Below are 23,284 nucleotides of genomic sequence, written 5' to 3'. Positions count from 1 at the left end.
AGTGCCTCCTATTTTGCGACTCTCACCAGCGCAGGGCGAATAACCCTGTCGCCGATGGTGTAGCCCTTTTGGACTACTTCGATAATTTGTCCGCTCTCAAAATCCGGATTCTCTTCATGAGAGATAGCTTCATGCAGAACCGGATCAAAAGCTTTGTTTTCAGCGGGGATGGGCGCAATGCCTTCCCCATCCAGCAGGTTTTTCAATTTCTGCTCGATCAATTTCAATCCTTCCAGCCAGGCAGCTTGCACGCTTTCCTGGGGAATGTTTTTCAATGCGCGTTCAAAATCGTCGTTCACGGCCAGATATTTCTTGATGACGTCGATTTTGCTGTTTTGTCTTTCCATTTCCCGATCGCGGTCAACGCGTTTGCGGTAATTGGCAAATTCTGCGCGTTCGCGCTGCCAGCCGTCGCTGAATTCATCCACCTTCTGGCGCATGTCGTCCAGCTCTTCCAACTGTGCGGCATAATCCTTCAGAGGGATGGTTACAGTTTCGCTTTCCGCGCCGGCGTTTTCGCCGGATTCGGTAGTTGATTCCTGAATGGGTTCATTTTCTTTATTCAATTTCTTTTCTTTCTTTTTCTCATCTGCCATAATTACAATGCCTCGCTTACCATTGTTCAACAATAAAGTCGCTCAGAATTCCTGAGAGAAATCTCACCATCGAGATGGAGCGCCCGTATGCCATACGCATGGGGCCTAAAACACCCAATGTGCCGGTGGCAATTCCGGGTGAACCGTATCTGGACAGGATCACCGAGCACTGCCGCAGGTCGTTCCAATTGCCCTCGCCGCCGATCAGTACCTGCACGCCGCCAATGGTATCCGGCAGCGCTGTTTGAGATAACAGGTCTTGCAGCAGCGAGCGTTCTTCCAGCAAACGCAGCGCCTTACGCGCTTCTTCCGAATCCGAAAACTCCGGTTCGGCCAGCATGTTGGTGATGCCGTCCATGTAAATTTCACCGGTCGGCAGTCGATCCGAACGCACCAGTTCATCTTCCATCCAGGCCATCACAATTTTTTCCAACTGCGACATTGTCCCGTGATATTGGCTGAGCGCATGCAAATTCTTTCCGGCGAAAATCTGGCTGAATTTCGTGGACAGAATGGACAATTGTTCCTGACTGACCGGTTCTTCCAATGTCAGAATATGCTGGTGAATCTGGCCGCCTTCCATGACCAGAACGGCTAATGCCTGCCGGCCGTGGGTTGCGATCAACTGAATGTGCTTGATGCGTGCTTCCACCGGCTGGGGCGCCGTGATCAGCGAGGCGGCGTGGGTTTCGTTGGCCAGCACGGTCGCGGCCAGCTCCAACCACTGCTTCATATCGTTGTGCATCTGCGAGAATTGGTGGTTGATGGTGCGGCGCATGGCTTCCGGCAGAGACGTATCCTGCATAAGCTGCCCGACAAAATAGCGATAACCGGCCTCGGTCGGCACACGGCCGGCGGAGGTGTGGGGCTGCTTGAGGTAGCCTTCATCGGTCAGCGCGGACATCTCGTTGCGCACGGTAGCGGAGCTCATGTCCAGGTTGTATTTTTCAACCAGGTGCTTTGAAGCCACCGTGTCAGCCGAGTAGATGTACTCGTGCACGATCAGCGAAAGGATCCGTTTTTGTCTTGCGCTTAATTCTTTCATTTTCACCAATTTAGCACTCTAACAGCGAGAGTGCTAAAACTCTGTAGATGATAATACCATGCGCATATATCACCGTCAAGATTTTCACTCTGCTGGAAGGTATTTCTAATGATTTTTTAACAAATTGCGCTTTTTTCATCAAAAAACGCTGGGATACAATACAATATAGACAATTCTATTGAGGAGAGTAAGTATTATGCCAGTCCCCGTGTTTCCTTCCAAACGAGCGCCTATCTACCAGGACATTCCCGACGAAAAATGGAATGACTGGCGCTGGCAGCTCAGCCACCGCCTGAATTCGCTCAGTGAAATTGAGCAGGTGTTGGAATTGTCCGAGAGCGAACGCATCGCGCTTGGCCAAAAGGGACTGTTCCGAGTGGACGTTACACCTTATTTCATTTCCCTGATGGACCCCAAGGATCCCAACGATCCGGTGAGGCGCCAGGTCATTCCAACCGATAAAGAGATGTCTGCCTTCACCGGCATGATGGAAGATTCACTGGCTGAAGATGCTCATTCCCCAGTGCCCGGCCTGGTGCACCGTTACCCTGACCGCGCTTTGATGCTGGTCACCACCCAGTGCGGTTCCTACTGCCGCTACTGCACGCGCGGCCGTATCGTGGGCGATCCCATGGCCACCTTCTCGCGCGAGGAGATGGACGCCCAGATCGACTATCTGGAGCGCACACCCCAAATACGCGACGTGCTGCTTTCGGGAGGCGACCCGCTGGTGCTGGCGCCCAAGCTGCTGGAAGAGCTGCTCACGCGCCTGCGCGCCATCCCGCACATCGAAATCGTGCGCATTGGCTCGCGCGTACCGGTCTTCATGCCCATGCGTATTACGGACGAGCTGTGCGATATGCTGGCGCAGTTCCACCCGCTGTGGCTCAACATCCATGTCAATCATCCCAACGAGATCACGGCCGAGCTGGCCCAGGCCTGCGACAAACTCTCGCGCGCCGGCATTCCGCTGGGCAACCAGTCTGTCCTGCTGGCCGGCATCAACGACTGCGTCAACATCCAGCGTAAGCTGGTACAGGATCTTGTGCGCATCCGCGTGCGCCCCTATTACCTCTACATTTGCGATCTGGTGGAAGGCGTCGGGCATTTCCGCACGCCGGTCGCCAAGGGTGTCGAGATCATCGAAGGTCTGCGCGGCCATACCTCCGGCTTTGCCGTGCCCACTTTTGTGGTGGACGCGCCCGGCGGCGGCGGCAAGATCCCGGTCATGCCCAACTACCAAATCAGCGCTTCCGACCACAAGGTTGTGCTGCGCAACTACGAAGGTTTCATCAGCACTTACGAAGAACCGCTGGATTACCAGCCGCACGACTCGTCTACCTGTGAATATTGCCAACACCCTCGTGTGGAAGGCGGGCAGACCGGTGTATTGGGGCTGCTGGAAGGCAAGCAGATGTCCATCAAACCGCAGGGGTTCGACCATACCCACATGCGCAGCGAGCAGACCCACCGCCTGCGCCAGGATGGCAATAAATGGAAGCCCCTGGGCATCGGCGACGGCGAAGATGAGCCGAAATAAAATTTATTAGTAAACAGGCAGGAGGCAGCATGCATTACCGCAGATTAGGCAAGACCGGTATTAAAGTCAGTGAGATTTCATTGGGCGCCTGGGTAACCTTCGGTGCGCAAATCGACAGTACACGCGCCATTGCGTTGGTGCACTCCGCTTACGAACAAGGCGTGAACTTTTTCGATAACGCGGATGTGTATGCCAAAGGCCGCGCCGAAGAAGTGCTGGCTGAAGCGATCAAGGACCTGCCGCGTGAAGAGCTGGTCATTTCCAGCAAAGTCTTTTTCCCCACCTTCGAAGGGCCAAACGGCCGCGGGCTTTCGCGCAAACACATCACCGAATCGGTGCATGCTTCCCTGAAACGCCTGAATTTGGATTATGTCGATTTATATTTCTGCCACCGCCACGACCCGGATACTACCGTGGAAGAAGTGGTGCAGACTATGGATATCCTGGTCCGCCAGGGAAAAATCTTGTATTGGGGCACCTCCGAATGGGACGTATTCCACCTAACCCAGGCCATCACCTTTGCGCGCGCCAACGGCCTTATTCCGCCGGTTATGGAGCAGTCGCGCTATCACCTGATGCACCGCTCGCACGTGGAAAATGACCTGGCCCCGCTTTGTCAGGAATTCGGCTTTGGTTTGACCACCTTTAGCCCGCTAAATAACGGCATCCTTTCCGGCAAATATAACGATGGCATTCCGGAAGGCAGCCGCGCCTCCCAGGAGGACTTGGGTTGGGTTCTGGAACGCATCACACCGGCAGCGGTCGAGAAGGTCCGCCGGTTGACCGACCTGGCCGGCGAACTGGACGCGACCACAGCCCAATTGGCCATTGCCTGGGTACTGCGCCGTAAGGAAGTCAGCAGTGTGATCACCGGAGCTACCCGCCTGGAGCAGCTGGACGAAAACCTGGCGGCAGCAGAATTTACAGGGCGGCTCTCCGACGATCTGTTGGATAAAATCGACCTGATTTTCACCGAGGGTGAGTAACCCAAAGATAAAAAATCCAAATTCTTGGGAAATAGTGTGAAAATTTCCCGAAATTAATAAATTGTATTAAAACATTAACCCAGCGTTAACATACAACAGTTTATTATATTGATAGCATTTAATTGCAGTTCGATGGCATCTTTTTTCTAATGCATCACACCCAACAATACAGTTTTCATCGCAGCTATCGAACCCAAATTGGAAACTCAGCGGGCGGTTATTGCCGCCTTCTGAGTTTTAATGTCGGAAATTTTTCAATCAAGCCTGCTTTTGTCCAATTAATGCGTATTGACCGCCAACCGGCAGGTTATCCAACCAGGGCAGGTAATGCCCGATGAAATTATCAATTCCCCTTGTGCCATACAGGAAAAAATCCTGCCGGCGAACAGGTATGCCGACTTGGGTTAAGCTGCGCCTCAGCTTTTTGTAGGTAACCAACTTGGCATTTCTATCCAGCGGCGTGGTCCTTACAACCAATTGAGTGAATGGATTATAAGGATTGTGTTCGAAGAGGACGATATATCCGCCGGGAGAACAAACGCGCGCGATTTCCCGCAAGGTGATTTCGATTTCATTATTTTCCAGGTGGTGCAGCACGCAGGACATAAAGACAATGTCGGCGTAATTATCCTCCATGGGCAGGTGGTAGGCATTGCCCTGCACATAAGCGCTTTTCCCGCCCGGCAGCGGGTTGATGGTTTTGGCTACTTTCAACATTTCAAACGAAAGGTCCAGGGCGGTGATGCTGTTGAACTTGGGGATCAGGAATTTTTCAAATAAGCCCAGACCGGTGCCCACGTCCACCATGCGGATATCTGCGCGGCTGTTAAAGTATTGCGCGGCCAAATTCTCAATGATGCGGCTTTTCAGCTCGATAAAGTAGTGCCCTTCGGGGTCGATCATGTTCCGCAGCGGATGCGACAGTTCCTCGAAATAATCGCGGGCATACTGGTCAAATTCGATGGTTGATTGTGTGTTCACAGATCTCTAAAAATTCCTTCAGTGTAGAGCTCCATTTTACTGGTATTTTTCGAATTGTGGCGGATAGAAAAACGCCCGGATAATTCCGGGCGTTTTTCTATTTTTATATTGATGGCTGAGCTTGTCGAAGCCATCTATTATTATTATATTCTCAAACCTACTCCGCTTTGCGGACTTTTACATCCAATTCTTTTTCCAGGGCCGCGATGATACGGTCGCGCTGTTTGCCCACTTCCTTATCGTTCAAGGTGCGGTTGGGCGCCTGGTAAGTTAAGCGGTAGGCCAGGCTCTTATTGCCGGCGCCGATCTGTTCGCCGCGGAAGATATCGAACAGTTCCACTTGCTTAAGCAGGAAGCCGCCGGTCGCGCGGATCACCCGTACGATTTCCGCCGAGGAGATGCTTTCGGGCGCGATCATGGCCAGGTCTTCGATCACCGGCGGGAAGGCCGTGATGGGATTGGTCTCGAAGTACTTGGGGCTCAAGCTGAACAGCTTGTCCATATCCAGGTCGGCTGCCTGCACGCGGGTATGATCGCCAAAATCGTAATTCGCCGTTACTTGCGGGTGCAGTTCGCCCAGCCAGCCAATTTTCTCGCCGTTCACACGCAGTACTGCGCATTTACCCGGGTGGAAGCTGGGATTGCTGTCCGCTTCAAACTGGATGTCGGTAACATGCAGCGCTTTTAGCAGGCTTTCGACTACGCCTTTCAGGTCGAAGAAATCGAAAGTGCCTTTGTCCTTGCGGTCCCAGGCGCTGGGGTAGCGCAGTCCACACATGGCGATGGCCACGCGCATGGGTTCATCCGGCAGCAGTTGATCTTTCACCGGCAGGAACACCGGGCCGATCTCGAACAATGCCAACCGTTCGCGCTGGCGCGCGTTGCGTTCCAGGTTGTCCAGCACGCTGGCTAACAGGCTGCGGCGCAGCACGTTCCTGTCCACCGCGATGGGATTCTGCAATTCCACGTAAGCCACGCCCTGCGGTTTGGATTCGGGTGGATAAATGCGATTCTCCTGATCCGGGTTGGTGAAACGGTAGCTGATAACTTCCTGTAAGCCCATGCTGACCAGCGTATCCTGGAAGAGTTGGTTGCGTTCTTCTTTCGGGTTGCTGCGCAGGGGCGGCAGTTCGCTGTCCAAACGGACGGAAGGAATTCTCTCGTAGCCGTACAGGCGCGCGACTTCCTCGGCCAGGTCAGCCCGGCCGTTCACGCCCGTGCCGATATCCATGCGGTGCGCTGGGGCGGTGGCGGTGACCGTGTCGCCCTTGACCTCGCATACGAACATCAGACGCCGCAGCAAACCGGCGATCTCCTCGGCCGTCAGGTCGATGCCGATCAGCCGTTTGATGTCCGCGGTGGTGATAGCAACGGTCGGGTCTTCGTAATGCAGCGGGTAATTATCAACCAGCCCTTCGGCCAGTTGTCCGCCGCTCCATTCCAGCATGCGGCGCAGGCATAAACGCACGCCGATCTCCGCCAGGGTGGGGTGCACGCCGCGCGACAGGCGGTAGCCGGCTTCGGAGTTGATGCGCAGGTATTTCAGCGATTTGCGCAGGTTGATGAAGTTCCAGGAAGCGCCTTCCAGCAGGATGTTGGTCGTGTTGGGGCGGATCTCGCTTTCTTCACCGCCCATGATGCCGCCGATGGAGAGCGAACCGGCCGTGTCGGCCACCAGTACGGTGTAATCTTCCAGTTTGTGCTCGACGCCGTCCAGCGTGGTCAGAATCTCGCCCTGTTCGGCGGTGCGGGTGATGATGGTGGGCGTCTTGCCGTCGGCGCGTTTGACCAGCACGTCGTAATCAAAAGCGTGCAGGGGTTGTCCGGCTTCCAGCATGACATAGTTGGTGGCATCCACCACCGAGTTGATCGGGCGCATGCCGGATAATTTCAAGCGCAGTTGAACCATGTACGGGCTGGGGCGGGCTTCCACGTTGCGGATCAAGCCGGCCACAAAGCGCGGGTTCAGTTCCGGGTTGCGGATCTCGATCTTGACCGCGTCGTTGGCCTTGCCCTCGCCTTTCGGCAGGGTCAGGTCGGGCATGCGCAGCGGCTGGTCCAGGTAGGCCGCCACTTCGCGCGCCAATCCGATCATGCTGGAGCAGCGCACCATGTTGGCCGGAATGGAAATGGAGAAGACCGCGTCGCCCAGGTAATCCACCAATGGCACGCCGGTGGGCGCGTCGTCGTCCAGGATCATCACGCCTTCGTGATCTTCCGAAATGCCCAGCTCTTTCTCCGAGCAGATCATGGAGGTGGATTCCACCCCGCGGATCGTGGCGCGTTTCAACGTGGTCAGCTCGAAGCCGGGTTTGTGCCCGTCGTACAGGCGCGAACCTTCTTTGGCGTAGGCCACTTTTATCGGTTTATCCAGCGGCCCCTTGCCTTTGTATTCCTGTAAATTGGGCGCGCCAGTCAGAACGGTGTGTTCCCCTTGGCCGTCGATTAAGCGGCACAGCACCAGCCGGTCCGCGTTGGGGTGCGGCATGACTTCGTCTACCTGCGCCACTACGAAATGGTCTTTGTCCCATTCCAGCCCGTGGAAGGTGAAGCCCTTATTCTCGCCGGTGGGCAGCGGTTTACCGATGACATGCACGTCTTCCACTTCCAAACCGAGCATGGTGAGTCGGTGGGCCAGCTCCGGCAGCGGTAGATCAACGTCTACATATTCTTTTAACCAGGAAAGTACGAGTTCCATTTTTTTTGTGCCTTTCTTTAGAACTGTTCCAGGAAACGTACGTCGTTTCGCCAGAAATTGCGAATATCATCAATGCGGTAGCGCAGCATGGAGATACGCTCGATGCCCAGGCCGGCGGCAAAACCGGTATAGACGTCTGGATCGTAACCGCCGTTTTTAAGCACCACCGGATGGGTCAAGCCGCAGCCGCAGATTTCCAGCCAGCCTTTGCTGCCGCAAGCCGGGCAGCCCTTGCCGCCGCATACAAAGCATTCCACATCCATTTCAGCGCTGGGCTCTGTGAAGGGGAAATAGGAGGGGCGGAAACGCGTGCGCACGTCCCGGCCGAACATGCGTTTGGCAAATTCTTCCAGGGTGCCTTTCAAGTGTGCGAATGTGATGTCCTTGCCGACCACCAGCAGTTCCAATTGATTAAACTGGATCTCGTGGTTGGCGTCCGTCTGTTCGTAACGGTAGCACATACCCGGCAGAACCACTCGGATGGGATCCGGATGGAAAGCACGCATGGAACGTATCTGGCCGGGGGAGGTATGCGTGCGCAGCACAACATTTTCTTCGGTGGTGAAAAAAGTGTCCCACATATCGCGGGCCGGATGGTGCGCGGGGATATTCAGCAATTCAAAGTTGTAATCATCACTTTCCACTTCAGGGGATTGAAAGACCTGGAAACCCATTTCAGCGAAAATATGACAGACTTCACGCGTTACTTTGGTTTGGATGTGCAGTCGGCCGCGTGAAGGGCTGCGTCCGGGCAGGGTCACGTCCAGTGATTCACCGCTCAGGTTTTCCTGCAGTGCGGACGCTTTAACCGCATCCATTTTTTCCGCCAGCTTCTCTTCCAGGGCGCTCTTGACCTGGTTGGCGAATTGACCGATACCGGGCCGTTCTTCCTGGGGCGCTTCGGGCAGGCGGCGGAAGATCTGCATGACCATGGCGGAGCGGCCCAGGAATTGGGTGCGCCAATTTTGCAGATCGCTCTCGCTGGTCAAACCGGCCAGTTCCTGCTCGGCTTGCTGCTGGAGCGCTTCCAGCTCGGTGATTAATGAACTTTTTTCACTCATTCTTTCTCCTTATGATGAAATAATTTCAATGATGTCATTTAAATAAAATACCCGTCCGCACGGGACGGGGTAAGCCGCGGTACCACCCTGCTTGGCGGCCTGCTTTACAGGTCGCCCTCTCACGCCAACGGCCGATAACAATCGGATGATTGGCTGCGCTTTTATCGCTGCGCCGGCGGTGCGGACTACTAACCGGTGGTATTCACCCGCACGGCTCGGGAGGGAACTTCAACTGGCTGCGTTAGGGCTGGGGTTTCAGTCAATGCCCCGGCTTCCCTGTCTAATTTCACCAGTTTACTTTCCTCCGTCAGCGCCAAAATGCTGATTTGCCCATATTATCTATTAAATAAAAGTTATGTCAAGTCAGCTTGCCGGTTAGTCTAGTTGCTGACCAGCGTACCGACTTCTTCTCCCATGATGGCTTTGGTCAAAGCTTGCTCGTCCCATAGGTTTAGCACCAGGATGGGCAGTTTGTTTTCCATGCACAGTGAGACAGCGGTGCTGTCCATGACGGCTAGGCGCTGCTGCAGCACGTCCAGGTAGGTCAGGCGGTCGTATTTCTTGGCGCCGTGATTGGCGTTCGGGTCGCTGTCATACACGCCGTCCACCTTGGTGGCCTTGATGAGAATGTCCGCGCCGATTTCGGTCGCGCGTAGCGCGGCCGCGGTATCGGTCGAGAAATACGGGTTGCCGGTGCCGCCGCCGAAAATGACCACGCGCCCTTTTTCGAGGTGGCGGATGGCCCTGCGGCGAATATAGGGTTCGGCTACCGCGCGCATTTCGATGGCAGACTGCACACGCGTTTCCACGCCGGCTTTCTCCAGTGCGTCCATCAATGCCAGCGCGTTCATCACGGTGCCCAGCATGCCCATGTAATCGGCGGTTGCCTGGTCCATGCCCATTTCCAGGCCTTCTTTGCCGCGCCACAGGTTGCCGGCCCCGATCACGATGCCGACCTGGACGTCCATTTCACGAATTTCTTTCACGCGTTTGGCAATATCGAAAGCGCGCGGAGCGCTGATACCGGTGCCTTCCGGACCGGCCAATGCTTCGCCGCCCAGTTTCAGCATAATCAAATCATATTTTGGTTTTGCCATTCAGATCCTTTCGTAAAAAAAAGCCAACCATATTATTGGTTGGCTTTGATGATCTATTCTTCTTCGCTTTCACCAGAACTTTGTTCGCCCAATTCATAACGGGCGAAACGTCGAATGATGATGTTCTCTCCCATGGTACCTACTGCCTGGCTGAGCATCTTTTCGATAGTTACGGATTCATCGCGAATGTATGCCTGGCGCATGAGGACGACTTCGTCTTTGTATTTAGACATATATCCCTCAACGATCTTGGGGATAATTGCATCCGGTTTGCCTTCTTCGCGAGCGCGCGCTTCGGCAATGGCTTTTTCGTGCTCCAGGGTGCTTTCGGGAATGTCTTCTTCCTTTACGTAAAGCGGGGCAGTGGCTGCGATCTGCAGCGCGACTTCGTGAGCAAAAGTACGGAATTCGTCTGAGCGGCCGACAAAATCGGTTTCGCAGTTGACTTCAACCATAACGCCTACCCGGCCGCCGCCGTGGGTGTAAAGTTCTACCACGCCTTCGGAAGCTTCGCGGTCGGCGCGCTTGCTGGCAGCTGCCAAGCCTTTTTCGCGCAGGAAATCTACCGCTTTATCAAAATCATTATCAGAATTCTGCAAGGCGGTGCGGCAATCCAAGATGCCGGCTCCCGTTGCTTCTCGCAGTCTTTTGATATCTTCAGTTGTAATTGCCATCGTTCTCCCTTAATACTTAATTAATTTCGAGGTTTTTATTCTTCTTCTTCGTCGTCGTCATCGTCAAAACTGAGGTCGTCGTCCTTTTCCTCATCTTCGGCGTCAACCTCTTTTTCGCGTTTGCTGTCGGCCAGCTTCTGCAGGGTGGCTTCACCCAGAAGATCTTCGTCATCGACTTCTTCTTCCAACTGGATGCGGCCGCGTGAGCGTTCGCGAGCGTCGTCTTCAGAGATCGGTTCGAGTTCTTCTTTGTCGAAGTCCTCTTCCTTGCGCATGGCTTTACCTTCCAATACAGCATCGGCAACTTTGGCAACCATCAACTTAATGGCGCGAATGGCATCGTCATTAGCCGGAATAACATAATCCACGTTCGTCGGATTGCAGTTGGTGTCCACCATGGCTACGATCGGAATACCCTTCAGGTTAGCCTCATGGACAGCGGTGCTTTCACGCATGATATCCACAATGAAAAGCAAATCGGGCAGGCCTTTCATGTGGCGGATACCGCTTAAGTGTACTAACAGGCGTTTGATCTGGCGTTCAATCATCAGCCCTTCTTTTTTAACCAGGCGGTCAATCTCGCCGGTTTCGCGCATTTTCTCAAGACGCTCCAGCTCCATAATACGCTGGTGAATTGTCGTCCAGTTGGTGATGGTGCCGGGCAGCCAGCGTTCCATTACGTAAGGCATGCCGCAGCGTTCGGCTTCCATTTGGATGGTTTCCTGGGCTTGCCGCTTGGTGCCGACAAACATAATGGTGCCGCCGTCCGCAACGGTGTCGCGGATCAGGTTGTAACCTCTTTCAAGGCTTTGTACGGTTTGTTGCAAATCGATGATATGGATGCCATTGCGTTCCGTAAAGATATACGGTCTCATGCGGGGATCCCAACGATTGGTGCGATGACCGAAATGGACACCACTTTCCAGCAGGTCTTTCATTGATACGTCTAAACTCATGGAATTTCTCCTTTGCGTTATTCCTCCGCAGCTTTTTTGATCCCTAGCCCCCGTTTGAACGGGGACACGCAAGGATATGAGGGCTGCGTGTGTGATATTACTGTTTGATAAACAGCGCGGAAAGTATATCATAGATATGGCCAAATGTCCGAGCAGGCAGATAATTAATAGATATAATGAAAAGAGGACGGTAGGAGAAATTCCCCACAGGATATATAAAGGAAAAGGATATATGCATATTTTAGTTACCAATGATGATGGCGTTTACGCACCCGGTTTGTTGGCGATGGCGCAGGAATTGCGCAAGCTGGGAAAGGTGACAATTGTGGCGCCTGACCATAATTGGTCCGCATCCGGCCATGTAAAAACACTCAGCCGGCCGCTGCGTGCCAAGGAAGTATTCCTGACGGATGGCAGCCAGGCTTATGCCTCTGATGGCGCGCCCTCCGACTGTGTCGCGTTGGTCTGCCTGGGCTTGCTGCCTGAACCGGTTGATTTGGTGGTGTCGGGTATCAACCCCAATGCCAACCTGGGCCATGATGTGACCTATTCCGGCACCGTAACGGCTGCCATGGAAGCGGCCATTTGGAACCTGCCGGCCATCGCTGTTTCATTGGACGCGCCTGAATATCAGGGCGGCGGGCTGGATTACTCTACCTCTGCCAGGGTAGCTGCGCATGTGGCTGAAGTAGTCATTGCAAACAAACTGCCGCCTTATACGCTGCTGAATGTCAATGTGCCCTATTGCAGTATGGAGCAATTAAAGGGATACCGCATTACCCGCCAGGGATTGCGTGTCTACCGGGATGAGCTGGTACGGCGCGAAGACCCGCGCGGCCGCCCGTATTTTTGGATTGGCGGGCAGGCGCCCACCGGTGTACCGGAAGAGGGCACGGATGTAGGCGCGCTGGCTGAGGATTACGTATCCATCACTCCCTTAATCCTGGATTTAACCGCTTATGATTTCAAGGATGAATTGGAAACCTGGCATTTCGATAATTGTTAAGCATCCCAACAACCTAATGAAGGTTGTACTTTCAGCTTTACTCATCACGATAAGCATATTGGGAAGCTTCTGGCTTCCGGTCCAGTCTGCGCCCCGGCAGGCTCCGACCGCCTATGAGGTGATCGCGGCTGTCAATGCGCTGCGCGCCAGCTACGGGCTGGATCCATACCTGGTGGATGGGCTGCTGATGATCTCCGCGCAGGGCCAGGCCGATTACCTGGCCGGTATGGCTCCGGCCATCGTGGATGGACATACCGGCCCCGGCGGCACGGATGCCGATCAGCGCGCGTTCAATGTCGGTTTCCCCTACGTAGAGGGATTGGATATCAACGAGAACTGGGCTTCTTTGCCGGAAGGCGCATCTGTCGAAACCTTGATTTACGAAGTCTGGGGGGATGAGATTCACATGCACACCATGCTGCACGACCGCGGCCAACTGGTGGGCATGGGCGTGGCACAATCCGGTGATCAGTTTTATTACGTGCTGGATGTGGCGGCTTACTGGGGAGATGCCGGGTTAACCGCGCAGCCGACTACCCTGGCTTATGGAGAGGGCGCGGCAACGCAGCAGTATGTTTCGCAGTTCATCGCGCCGGTGATTAAGGCTGAGCCGCAGGCAGATGGATCCATTGTGCACGCCGTGCAATCCGGCCAATCGCTTTATATGCTGGCACAGCATTACGGTGTGAGTATCGACAACTTGCGCGCGCTGAACGGGCTGCAGAACAGCGATACCATCTATATTGGCCAGAAGATCATTGTCCGCGGCCCTACGCCGGCCACGGATACACCGGCCCAAACCGCCGCTCCAACGTCATCCGCGGCGACACCCGTCCCAACCATGCGCCTGCAGATGACCGCCGCCGCGGTGGAAACCACGCAGGCGCCTTTCGATACGTTGGCTGCGCTGGGATTGGAAGATAGTCTGTGGTTCCTGATTTTCTTTGTCTTGTTTGCCATCGGTCTGCTTTTGGTGGCCGCAGGTACCGCCAACCGTTGATGATTTCAAGGGTGATTTCATTTATAATACAAAGCATGAAACAAACAAAAATCCTTCTGCTGTTATCGGTTATGGTGGCCGCATTTCTCCTGCCAAACGGCAGTATAAAAGCATCCGCACCATCCGCATACGATCTGATTGCGGCGGTTAATGACCTGCGGGCAGACAACGGCCTGTCGGCGATATCAACTGACGGCATCCTGATGTCCGCGGCGCAGACGCAATCGGATTATTTAGCCAACACCTGCAATCTGGCCAGCTGCAACGGCCACGTGGGCGCGGGCGGTACTTATGCCAAGGATCGCGCAGTGGCGGCCGGTTTCGACCTCCAGCCCGGTATGAACGTGATCGAGGCCTGGGCGGGGCGCAATCCCAATGCGACTTTATCCGATGTGATTTACGATACCTGGTCGGATGAGGACCACATGGCGGTCATGCTGCATCCGGATGCAATCGGCGTGGGTGCCGGTATCACCGAGTCGGAAGACGGGTACATTTACTATGTCCTGAATGTAGCGGTGAATTATGGGTCCGGCGGATCCGGCGCCAGTGTCAGTTCCACCATCCCTACCACTGCGGTTACTGCACAGGTGGCTTTGGTGCAGGTGGCGACGCCGCAGGTGGATGGCTCCATCGTGCATACGGTCGGCAACGGACAGGCTTTGTGGAATATCGCCGCGGCTTACGACGTCACGGTTGACCAGATTAAAAATTTGAATGGATTGACGGGCGACATCATCACTACCGGGCAGGAGCTCAAGGTTCAGGGCGCTTACACGCCTACCCCAACCCTGGAACCTTCTGCCACCCCGCGCCAGCCAACCCGCACACCCGTACCGGCGCAGACCGCCCAGGTTGTTGAAACGCCCCTGGCGGATGAGGCGAATAACAACAATAATAATAATGATGGCGGCATACTGGGAATGGATCGCCAAACCATGGGTTTGGTCCTGATTCTGATTTGCGGCGCCGGTTTGGCGCTGGTCGTGCTGGGCAGCATGAACCGCGATAAAGGCAAGGGCAAGCAGCCGCCCAAATCCGAGGAATAAAAACGGATAATAAAAGAGACTGCACACTGCATTGTCGGAGTGGCAGTCTCTTTTTTTTAATAAGTTAGAAAAGACCGCACTAAGCCGCGGTCTTATTTTTCTCGTTCAGTTTGTCTTCCAGCTTTTTCATACGCTTGTAAAGATCCTGAAGTTCTAATTCCACCGTATCCGGAAGCCGGTTGTGGTTGAGGTCGGCATGCTCGTGTGTGGGTTGGGTCTTGCCGCTGGCGTGGCCGGGCACACCCACTACAACGGAATCCTCAGGCACGTCCTTGACCACCACGGCGTTGGCGCCGATACGGCTGCAAGCGCCCACGGTGATGGGCCCCAGCACTTTGGCGCCCGCGCCGATCACGACCCCGTCTTCGATGGTGGGGTGGCGTTTGCCTTTTTCCAGGCTGACGCCGCCCAATGTGACGCCGTGATACAGGGTGACGTCGTCTTTAATTTCGGAGGTTTCGCCAATCACCACGCCCATGCCGTGGTCGATAAAAAAGCGCCGCCCGATTTGCGCGCCGGGGTGAATTTCAATGCCGGTAAAGAAGCGGTTGCCCTGGGCCAGCCAGCGCGCCAGCAATTTCAGCTTGTGGCTCCAAAACCAGTGGGCAATTCGATGGCCCCAAATGGCGTGTAATCCGGCATAACACAAAACCACTTCCAACGTGCTTTGCGCTGCCGGGTCGCGCTCGAAAACGGATTGGATGTCTTCTCGAATTGCCTTAAACATACTCCTCCTGATTTGCCTAATCGATCAAATCTTTATATAAGTCGGTGCTGAGGTAACGCTCACCGAAGTCCGGGATGATCACCACGATCATCTTGCCGGCATTCTCGGCACGTTTGCCAACCTGCAAAGCCGCCCAAACTGCCGCGCCGGCCGATATACCCACCAGCAGCCCTTCAGAGGTGGCCATCAGGCGGGCTGTGCTGAAGGCGTCTTTGCCGGGGACCTGCACAATTTCGTCAAATATCCGGGTGTTGAGGATGGCTGGGACGAATCCCGCGCCGATGCCCTGGATGGGGTGCGGGCCTTTATTCCCGCCGGAAAGTACCGGCGAGGCTTCCGGCTCCACGGCCACTACCTTGAAATCGGGTTTGAGTTTCTTGAGGGTCTCACCCACGCCGGTGATGGTTCCGCCGGTGCCCACACCGGCCACCAGTATGTCGGCTTTGCCGTCGCTATCACGCCAGATCTCCAAAGCGGTGGTCAGGCGGTGAATTTCCGGGTTGGCCGGATTTTCGAATTGTCTGGGCTGGAAGGTATTCTTGTCCTGAGCGGCCATTTCTTCCGCTCGTTTAATCGCGCCTGGCATGCCTTCACTGGCCGGTGTCAGGATAACTTCCGCGCCGTAGGCGCGCATCAGCAGGATGCGTTCGCGGCTGACGCTTTCCGGCATAAAGATGACGCAGTGATAACCGCGCGCCGCGCTGGCGAAAGCCAGTCCGATGCCGGTATTACCGCTGGTAGCTTCGATGATTTTGTAACCCGGTTTCAGCTTGCCTTCCTTCTCGGCTACGTCCAGCATATAGACGCCGATGCGATCTTTGACGCTGTGGGAGGGGTTGAAATATTCCAGTTTGGCGACAATTTGCGCCTGGCTTTCGACAGCAATACGATTTAAGCGAATCAAAGGAGTATTGCCGATGAGTTTGGTAACATCTGATGCGATTTTCATGACTTTGTCCTTTTCCTTGATTACAACGGTAAGACCGCGCCGATTAAGCGATTTCCTGCAATACCGGTAAGGCGATAATCAAAAACCTGCAATCTTTGGAGTGATTTTATGATTGTCTTGCGCTTGAATAAAATAGAATACTGTTAATAAAATCAATAATATCATAAAGGTTGAAACACAGGAAGAATGTCATATAAATCAGGAATATTCTTCTGACATTTTTCTGATTTAAGGAATAAAATGGACAAGCATATGACTAATTCACTATTAATCAAAGGTTTGTATTTATGGCTAATCGGAATGAGGGATGTCCGGTGAGCTTGGTTTACTTCGACTAAAACCAGAATTCGTTAGTTTGGAAGCCCCCGGATATTTTCCAGGGGCTTCTTTTCTAAAAAAAATCATCAAGGAGTTCTCATATGAAAGAGGTTAGTAAGAAAGGCAACCATAGGAATTCGGAACGTTTTTCCACGGGTATAGGCGTTCTGATGGCCACGCTGGGTTCAGCAGTTGGCTTGGGAAATATTTGGAAATTTCCCTATTTAACGGGTAGCAACGGGGGTGCGGCATTTTTAATTGTTTATATTATCTGCACCATTTTAGTGGGTTTCCCAATTCTGGTCGCCGAGCACATGCTGGGACGCAAAGGCCGCGGCGATGCAGTATCCACGTTTGAGAACGTGGCGCCGAAATCGGCATGGTGGGTGATTGGCGCTTCCGGCATTCTGGCAGCTTTCCTGATCATGGCTTTCTATACGGAAGTGGCTGGTTGGGTGTTTGCCTACGTATTTAAATCCTTTGGATCGGGACTGCTTTCCACTGATCCGGAAGTCACCTCGTCAATCTTCGCTTCCCTGGTTAGCAATCCGGTCCAATCGTTGATTTGGCAGTGGATTGTGCTTGCAGTTGTGGGCGCAATCATTATGCTGGGTGTTGCAAAAGGTATCGAAGGCACTACCAAACGTTTACTGCCGATTTTGGCGCTGTTGCTGATCATAATCGGTATCCGCAGCATCACCTTGCCGGGGGCCGGACAGGGCTTATCTTTCCTGTTCAAGCCGGACTTTTCCAAGATCACCGCACCGGTAATCCTGACCGCCATGGGTTTGGCCTTTTTTAAACTGTCCATTGGTATGGGTTGTATGCTGACTTACGGAAGCTATTACAGTGAAGACCAGAACATTCCCAAAAACGCAGCTCGTGTAGTAGCCGCCGACTTGACGGTTTCCATCCTGGCCGGAATCGCGATTTTCCCGGCGGTCTTCTCCTTCGGTTTTGAACCGGCTGCCGGCACGCAACTGCTGTTCATCACCATCCCGTCCGTTTTCGCTTCAATGCCTTTGGGTGGTGTCTTCATGGTGGCGTTTTTCCTGCTGACCGCTTTCGCGGCCATTGGCGCTATGATCTCCCTGGTGGAAGTTGTGGTGGCTTTCCTGGTCAACCGCACCAAACTTGGGCGTAAAAAATCCACATTGATTACCGTGGTGAGCATGGCCGTTGTCGGTTCATTGGCAGCTTTGTCGAACAGTACCATGGCAAATGTGACTGTATTCGGCAAAACCTTCTTTGATCTTTACGACTATGTTTCCTCCAATATCCTCTTGCCGGTAGGCGGCCTGATGATCGCAATTTTCGCGACCTGGGTATGGGGATGGCCGCGCTTCAAAGAAGCACTATCCAACAATGGTGCTCTGGCCAACGAGGGTGTTCTGAAAGCAGTCTATAACATTTTGAAATTTGTATCGCCTGTCCTGGTTGCCATTATCTTGTTGACCGGGTTGAACATCGTCCATATCTAATAGACGGAATACCTAAAAACAGGAGTGCGCGAGTACTCCTGTTTTTATTTAAGTCATAATTCCATGAATATAAAAATAAAGTCTAAATTCTTGTAATTCCTGAAATTCGATTAAGATAGACACAACTCATTGAACAAAAATCCGTATAGATATGTAGCTACAAAGAAACCAAGAGGTAAAAGATGAACAAACGTCTATTTCGCAGTGATACTGATCGAGTCTTTGGGGGTGTTTGCGGCGGCCTGGCTGAGTATTTGGGGATTCCAGCCATAATCCTTCGCATATTCTTCATTTTGTGGATGATTTTGGGAGAATTTTCTTTCTTTATTTATGCCATTCTATGGGTCATTATTCCGGTTGAAGGGGATACCAGTACATTTCACTCGGAAGATTTAGGATTCCGCTTGCGCCAGATCGGGCAGGAAGTGAGTGATATTTTCCACCAACCGGATTCACAGATAATTACCTATGCCGGTGCGGGTTTGATTGTCTGGGGAGTTTACAGATTGATTGCGCAGACAGGTATTCGTATTCTGCCGGTTGGATATGACCAATACGTTTGGCCTGTGTTGCTGATCATTGCGGGTGCGTTCGTTTTGTTCAAAGCTCTTAAAAGGAAAAAATAAAAAAGTACCCTCCCAACCGATTGAGGGGGGCAACCGATTGCGAGGGTAAAATAATGATAACATGCAGCCGGATAATATTCAATAACTTTAATGTAAAAACCCGGTTAAGATAAGTTAATCGGGAACTTTTTTTATCCACCAGCGTTTAACGCTTAACTTAGCAAACGGAGGTTCGAATGAACAAGAAAACAAGTTTGATGATTACAGCTTTGGTGCTGTTGCTGGGGTTGGCGGCTTGCGCGCCTACCGCTCAGGTCAGTTCCAACGCACAGGGGATAACACCGCAGATGTCTGTGACAGGCTCCGGCGTCGTTTATGTGGTTCCGGATATCGCTTATATCAACGTGGGTGTGCGCTCGCAGGGTGATACCGTAGCGGATGCCATGTCCGCCAATAACGAACAGGCACAGGCCATCAAAGATACTCTGGTTGGCCAGGGTGTGGATGAAATGGATATCCAAACATCCAGCTTTAACGTCTATCCCCAGTCGGATTACGATTACCAGGGCGTTATCACGCGCACGTACTTCTCAGTCGAGAACAATGTGTATGTGACTGTGCGCAACCTGGATAAGTTGGGCGCGATCCTGGACGCGGTTGCGGCCAGCGGCGCCAACACGATTTACGGCATCAATTTCGATGTAGTGGATAAAACCGAGGCGCAGACATCCGCTCGTCAGTTGGCTGTGGATTCCGCCAAGACACAGGCGCAGGAATTAGCCGATGCGGCCGGGGTAACTTTGGGAGAAATCCAATTTATTTCTTCATCTTATAGCTATCCCAATATCTATTCGGGTTACGGTATGGGGGGCGGCGGCGCAGCCTATGCCATGTCTGATTCGGTGCCGATTGCCTCCGGCCAGATCACAGTATCTGCCGATGTGACCATCACTTTCGGAATCAAATAGACAACACCTGTAATCCGGTTGAAAATAAAGTAAAAGAGCGGCCCTGTATTATAAAGGGCCGCTTTTGTTATTGCAGAATCCGTTTTCTTCCTAAGAAGTGAACGGTTTTTTACTTGTCCCTGAGGTATTTGTTTTTTAGATAAAGAAGAGGTGGATCATAAAATAACTGATGATACCGGCAATCAACCAGGTATCAATGCGATCCAGGACGCCGCCGTGGCCGGGAATCAGGTTGCCCGTGTTTTTCAATCCAAATTGTCGTTTAAAAATGCTCTTGGTGAAGTCGCCCAGGGGGCTGATTATGCCGACAGCCAGTCCAATCCACATCCCGCGCATCCCGCTGAAGGTGGCGCTGTGACTGCCTAACAACAAACCGATCCCGTAGCCCAACAGCATTGAAGTGAACACACCCCCGAAATACCCTTCCCAGGATTTATTGGGACTGAGATCCGGGGCGATCTTGTGGCTGCCGAACAGGCTACCGATGAAGAACGCGCCCACATCGCTGATGCCCGCGGGGATGATGCACTGCGCCAGCCAAAACAAACCTTCCGGTATAAACCGCAGCTGAACCAGAAAATTCCCTGTAAAGGCGATGAAGGCTATACCGGCCAAACTGACAGCCAGGTCAATACCGGCAGTCTTTTGGTGGTGGCTGTAAACCAGCACATGGTACAGGGCAATGGACAAAATGGCCAAACAGAAAGCAGCCCGGATGAACAAGTCGTTTTCGGATTTTGCGCATAATGCGGTCAGGAATGTACCGGCGGTCAGAATATATTTTGCGGGGGAATAACCGCCTTTTTCGAAAATGGCGGCAAATTCCCAGGCGGCCATGGCCAGGATGGCTGCCACGCCAATCGTAAAAACCCAGCCTCCGATCAGGATCAGCGCCAGGCTAAGGAGGATGATTATCACCCCGCTGATGATTCGTTTACCCAGCATATTGTTGTTTAGCGTCCTCGGAATTGCGCCCGCCGTATCGGCGTTCGCGTTTGGTGAAAGACTCGATGGCTTGTCTCAGGCTTTCTTTGTCAAAATCCGGCCAGTATACGTCGGAAATGTACCATTCCGAGTAAGCGCTCTGCCAGATCAGGAAATTCGATGTGCGGAACTCGCCTGAAGTGCGGATCATCAGGTCCGGGTCGGGAGTTCCTTTTGTATAGAGATATTGGCTGAACAATTCCTCGGTCATGGCTTCCGGCGCGATGCCGTCCCTGAGCAGGTTCTGGCAGGCATAAACGATCTCATCCCGGCCGCCGTAATTCCAGGCAATGTTGAGGAACAGCGTGGTGTTGTTTTTGGTCAGCTCAACCGCGTCGGCGATTTTCCTTTTAAGGATATCGTTCAAGTGTTCCAGGCGGCCGATGTGACGGATGCATACCCCGTCTTTGTGCAGCTGCACAACTTCCCGGTCGAGCATTTCGCCCAGCAATTGCAGCAAGCCGTCCACTTCATCTTTTGGCCTTTTCCAGTTTTCGGTGGAAAAGGCGTAGATGGTCAGATATTCAACCTTGAAGTCAATGCACGCGTGCACGACCCGCCGGATGTTCTCGGTACCGGCGCGGTGCCCGGCCATGCGCGGCAGGTACCTGGCTTTGGCCCAGCGTCCGTTGCCGTCCATGATGATGGCGATATGCCGTGGAGATTTGCCTTGTTCCGTTTCTTTATTCGTTTCTGCCATGCGCTGGCCTAAATCTCCATGATCTCGTGGTCTTTTTTCTTGCCAATCTCGCCGATTTCTTCGATGATTCTATCGGTCATCTTTTGGATTTCTTCTTCACCGTGCTTTAGGTCATCTTCTGAAATCAGCTTTTCTTCCTCAAATTCCTTAATATCTTTGATGGAATCCCGGCGTACATTTCGGACGGCGATGCGCGCATCTTCCAACCGGTTGTTAACAAATTTGATCAGATCTCTGCGGCGTTCTTCTGTAAGAGGCGGCAGATTCAAACGGATAACCTTTCCATCGTTCATGGGGGTGATGCCGAGCTCGGAGGCTTGAATGGCTTTCTCGATGTCTTTGATAGTTGTGGGATCAAAAGGTTTAATCAACAGTTGGCGCGGTTCCGGCACGCTGATACTGGCCATCTGCATCAGGGGTACCGGTGAGCCGTAATACTCGACAGACATTTTTTCAACCAATGCCGGTGTGGCCCTTCCCGTACGGACTCCTGCCAGATCTTCCTCCAGGGATTGAATCGCGCTGCGCATTCTCTTTTCAGCATCTTGAGTTGCTTCTTTAATCACAACAACCTCCTTGTTTTTGAACCGTGAGAAATTTCTTTCAGTTGTTAAGCATACCTTAAATGGTTTGAAAATTCCATGATTTGCGTGGGGCTGTCATTATTTGAAAATATAGAACAATAGTGCTATAATAAATCTTGTGAGCGATTATGGATAAGATGAATAATGGAATGCTCTGGTACGATAACCAGACGAGTAAACCCATTGAGGTGCGATTACAGCAGGCGGTTGATTATTTCATTGCCAAATACGGCCATCCCCCCCTGTGCTGTTTCGTTCATCCAGAAATGCTGGCGGAACCGATGCAGTTAACTGATTCTATAAAGGTGATTCCCAATCAACGAATTCTCAAAAATCATATCTGGTTGGAAATCAGCGGGGAAAATTCGTAGCTTGCCTGGTTGAAAATTACGATTTCGGCTTGAACAATTGTTTAAACCACGTTCGTATTTTGTTTACGAAGCTATTGACTTGAATACCGAAGGAATTCTTGCGGAAATGTTCCGCGGCTTCTTCAAAAGAGATGTCGCGTTTGTATGCGCTTCTCAGGTAGGCGAGGTGTTCAATAATCCACAGATATAAATCGGCTTCTGTACGCTTGGGGAAGTCTCTTAGAATGTTGTGGCTGCGGATAATTTCCACCATGGGTGAATAAATATAGTCGTACCAGCTGCACACTGCCTCAGGGTAGGTAATCTCGTGTTTGGTATATTCGCTGGTGTAATAACGGTGTACATCAATGTGATTCAGTAACTTGGCATACTGCCCCACCAGCGACAGACAAATCTCCGCTTCGGGACGCAGTTTTTTTAACCCGGTCTTTTTGTAAAAATCTGCGCGGTCCTGGTTCAACAGGATTTCATACCAGTTAAACTCGCCCTGCAGCAGGAAAGGGACTTCCAGTTCAATCACGTGCGCGTCAATATAAATTTGACCCTTTTCGCGCGCCACCGAAACGCGGTGATTGCCGTCAATCACAAAGAAAAATTCACCGATTTTATACACTTCCACCGGTGGCAGGTATTCTCCCTGCAGGTAGACCCGGTCGATGTTTTCCCAGCGGTTGCGGGTATGGGTTTGGCGCGGTAGAAAACTGTCATCGAAGTCCTGATAACGATTGAGGCTGCCGATGATTTTTTCAATCAGGATTTCCTGCATGCCGATATCGCGCTGGTTTTGAATATCCAGTTTGGTGCGCAGCTCATCAAAAGAGATTAAACCGGTGCGTTTTTGGGTTACCTTGTTCAGAATGGCGCGCATGAAGCCTTTTTTAAAAGCCTGATCAAAATCCTGACTGGCCATTTTGCCAAAATAACTGGACTGATTATTGTTTTGCATA

General features: G+C 52.7%; 23 protein-coding genes. 9 read left to right on the top strand and 14 right to left on the bottom strand.

Features of this window, described 5'->3' with window-relative positions; genetic code table 11:
- Positions 1-8: 8 nt before the first annotated feature.
- Both Pelsub_RS00445 and hrcA read right to left on the bottom strand, forming a co-directional pair.
- Entirely contained in the window at positions 9-596 is a 588-nt protein-coding gene (locus Pelsub_RS00445) for a nucleotide exchange factor GrpE (protein WP_116225112.1), read from the bottom strand.
- Between the two features lie 16 nt (positions 597-612).
- Positions 613-1,641, bottom strand: coding sequence for a heat-inducible transcriptional repressor HrcA (hrcA, locus tag Pelsub_RS00440; protein ID WP_116225111.1), 1,029 nt, complete (start codon positions 1,639-1,641; stop codon positions 613-615).
- Positions 1,642-1,837: 196 nt separating this feature from the next.
- Here hrcA and kamA point away from each other — a divergent pair, with 196 nt between their 5' ends.
- Positions 1,838-3,181, top strand: coding sequence for a lysine 2,3-aminomutase (kamA, locus tag Pelsub_RS00435; RefSeq protein WP_116225110.1), 1,344 nt, complete (start codon positions 1,838-1,840; stop codon positions 3,179-3,181).
- Between the two features lie 29 nt (positions 3,182-3,210).
- Positions 3,211-4,167: an aldo/keto reductase gene (locus Pelsub_RS00430; protein WP_116225109.1), complete on the top strand. Its 957-nt coding sequence runs from the start codon at positions 3,211-3,213 to the stop codon at positions 4,165-4,167.
- 258 nt (positions 4,168-4,425) lie between these two features.
- Here Pelsub_RS00430 and Pelsub_RS00425 read toward each other — a convergent pair whose 3' ends face one another.
- From Pelsub_RS00425 to rpsB, 6 genes are all read right to left on the bottom strand, one after another.
- The gene (locus Pelsub_RS00425) at positions 4,426-5,148 is read right to left on the bottom strand and encodes a class I SAM-dependent methyltransferase (RefSeq protein WP_116225108.1); all 723 of its coding nucleotides are present in this window, start codon (positions 5,146-5,148) and stop codon (positions 4,426-4,428) included.
- A 157-nt stretch (positions 5,149-5,305) separates the two neighbouring features.
- Positions 5,306-7,846, bottom strand: coding sequence for a phenylalanine--tRNA ligase subunit beta (gene pheT, locus Pelsub_RS00420; RefSeq protein WP_116225107.1), 2,541 nt, complete (start codon positions 7,844-7,846; stop codon positions 5,306-5,308).
- 17 nt (positions 7,847-7,863) lie between these two features.
- Positions 7,864-8,907 carry a phenylalanine--tRNA ligase subunit alpha gene (gene pheS, locus Pelsub_RS00415; RefSeq protein ID WP_116225106.1) on the bottom strand — a complete coding sequence of 348 codons (1,044 nt, stop codon included), beginning with the start codon at positions 8,905-8,907 and terminating at the stop codon, positions 7,864-7,866.
- Between the two features lie 380 nt (positions 8,908-9,287).
- Entirely contained in the window at positions 9,288-10,004 is a 717-nt protein-coding gene (pyrH, locus tag Pelsub_RS00410) for a UMP kinase (protein WP_116225105.1), read from the bottom strand.
- A gap of 53 nt (positions 10,005-10,057) precedes the next feature.
- On the bottom strand, positions 10,058-10,678 hold the full coding sequence (gene tsf / locus Pelsub_RS00405; RefSeq protein WP_116225104.1) for a translation elongation factor Ts: 621 nt from the start codon (positions 10,676-10,678) through the stop codon (positions 10,058-10,060).
- A gap of 35 nt (positions 10,679-10,713) precedes the next feature.
- Entirely contained in the window at positions 10,714-11,634 is a 921-nt protein-coding gene (gene rpsB / locus Pelsub_RS00400) for a 30S ribosomal protein S2 (protein ID WP_116225103.1), read from the bottom strand.
- Between the two features lie 232 nt (positions 11,635-11,866).
- On the opposite strand from rpsB, the gene surE reads away from it, so the two are divergent.
- From surE to Pelsub_RS00385, 3 genes are read left to right on the top strand one after another with little or no spacing between them, the layout of a single operon-like run.
- The gene (gene surE, locus Pelsub_RS00395) at positions 11,867-12,640 is read left to right on the top strand and encodes a 5'/3'-nucleotidase SurE (RefSeq protein WP_116225102.1); all 774 of its coding nucleotides are present in this window, start codon (positions 11,867-11,869) and stop codon (positions 12,638-12,640) included.
- Positions 12,606-13,640, top strand: coding sequence for a LysM peptidoglycan-binding domain-containing protein (locus tag Pelsub_RS00390; protein ID WP_158674909.1), 1,035 nt, complete (start codon positions 12,606-12,608; stop codon positions 13,638-13,640). The genes surE and Pelsub_RS00390 overlap by 35 nt, the downstream gene beginning before the upstream one ends.
- Before the next feature lie 35 nt (positions 13,641-13,675).
- Entirely contained in the window at positions 13,676-14,689 is a 1,014-nt protein-coding gene (locus Pelsub_RS00385) for a CAP domain-containing protein (protein WP_158674908.1), read from the top strand.
- 79 nt (positions 14,690-14,768) lie between these two features.
- Here the strand turns inward: Pelsub_RS00385 and cysE are convergent, their stop codons facing one another.
- Together cysE and cysK are read right to left on the bottom strand one after the other, a co-directional pair.
- Complete coding sequence (cysE, locus tag Pelsub_RS00380) at positions 14,769-15,416, bottom strand: serine O-acetyltransferase (RefSeq protein WP_116225099.1); 648 nt, start codon at positions 15,414-15,416, stop codon at positions 14,769-14,771.
- Between the two features lie 16 nt (positions 15,417-15,432).
- Entirely contained in the window at positions 15,433-16,365 is a 933-nt protein-coding gene (cysK, locus tag Pelsub_RS00375; RefSeq protein WP_116225098.1) for a cysteine synthase A, read from the bottom strand.
- A gap of 419 nt (positions 16,366-16,784) precedes the next feature.
- Here cysK and Pelsub_RS00370 point away from each other — a divergent pair, with 419 nt between their 5' ends.
- The 3 genes from Pelsub_RS00370 (at position 16,785) to Pelsub_RS00360 (ending at position 19,698) form a co-directional block, all read left to right on the top strand.
- Positions 16,785-18,164: a sodium-dependent transporter gene (locus Pelsub_RS00370; RefSeq protein ID WP_116225097.1), complete on the top strand. Its 1,380-nt coding sequence runs from the start codon at positions 16,785-16,787 to the stop codon at positions 18,162-18,164.
- Positions 18,165-18,346: 182 nt separating this feature from the next.
- Positions 18,347-18,790: a PspC domain-containing protein gene (locus Pelsub_RS00365; RefSeq protein ID WP_116225096.1), complete on the top strand. Its 444-nt coding sequence runs from the start codon at positions 18,347-18,349 to the stop codon at positions 18,788-18,790.
- Between the two features lie 176 nt (positions 18,791-18,966).
- Positions 18,967-19,698 (top strand): SIMPL domain-containing protein, encoded by a 732-nt coding sequence (locus Pelsub_RS00360; RefSeq protein WP_116225095.1) that lies wholly within the window; start codon positions 18,967-18,969, stop codon positions 19,696-19,698.
- Positions 19,699-19,833: 135 nt separating this feature from the next.
- Here Pelsub_RS00360 and Pelsub_RS00355 read toward each other — a convergent pair whose 3' ends face one another.
- Genes Pelsub_RS00355 through frr form a run of 3 tightly spaced genes read right to left on the bottom strand, consistent with a single transcriptional unit; the run spans position 19,834 to position 21,948 of the window.
- Positions 19,834-20,643 (bottom strand): phosphatidate cytidylyltransferase, encoded by an 810-nt coding sequence (locus Pelsub_RS00355; protein WP_116225094.1) that lies wholly within the window; start codon positions 20,641-20,643, stop codon positions 19,834-19,836.
- Positions 20,633-21,382, bottom strand: a complete 750-nt coding sequence (locus Pelsub_RS00350) for an isoprenyl transferase (protein WP_116225093.1) — start codon at positions 21,380-21,382, stop codon at positions 20,633-20,635. The genes Pelsub_RS00355 and Pelsub_RS00350 overlap by 11 nt, the downstream gene beginning before the upstream one ends.
- An 8-nt stretch (positions 21,383-21,390) precedes the next feature.
- Positions 21,391-21,948: a ribosome recycling factor gene (gene frr / locus Pelsub_RS00345; protein WP_116225092.1), complete on the bottom strand. Its 558-nt coding sequence runs from the start codon at positions 21,946-21,948 to the stop codon at positions 21,391-21,393.
- A 146-nt stretch (positions 21,949-22,094) separates the two neighbouring features.
- Between frr and Pelsub_RS00340 the strand changes: the two genes are divergently transcribed.
- A complete protein-coding gene (locus Pelsub_RS00340) occupies positions 22,095-22,337 on the top strand; it encodes a hypothetical protein (RefSeq protein ID WP_126440338.1) in 243 nt (80 codons plus the stop codon).
- Between the two features lie 16 nt (positions 22,338-22,353).
- Here Pelsub_RS00340 and Pelsub_RS00335 read toward each other — a convergent pair whose 3' ends face one another.
- The gene (locus Pelsub_RS00335) at positions 22,354-23,283 is read right to left on the bottom strand and encodes a hypothetical protein (protein ID WP_116225090.1); all 930 of its coding nucleotides are present in this window, start codon (positions 23,281-23,283) and stop codon (positions 22,354-22,356) included.
- Position 23,284 lies beyond the last annotated feature (1 nt).

Source organism: Pelolinea submarina (assembly GCF_003966975.1).
GTDB lineage: Bacteria > Chloroflexota > Anaerolineae > Anaerolineales > Anaerolineaceae > Pelolinea > Pelolinea submarina.
This window is presented reverse-complemented; position numbering and strand designations above follow the sequence as displayed.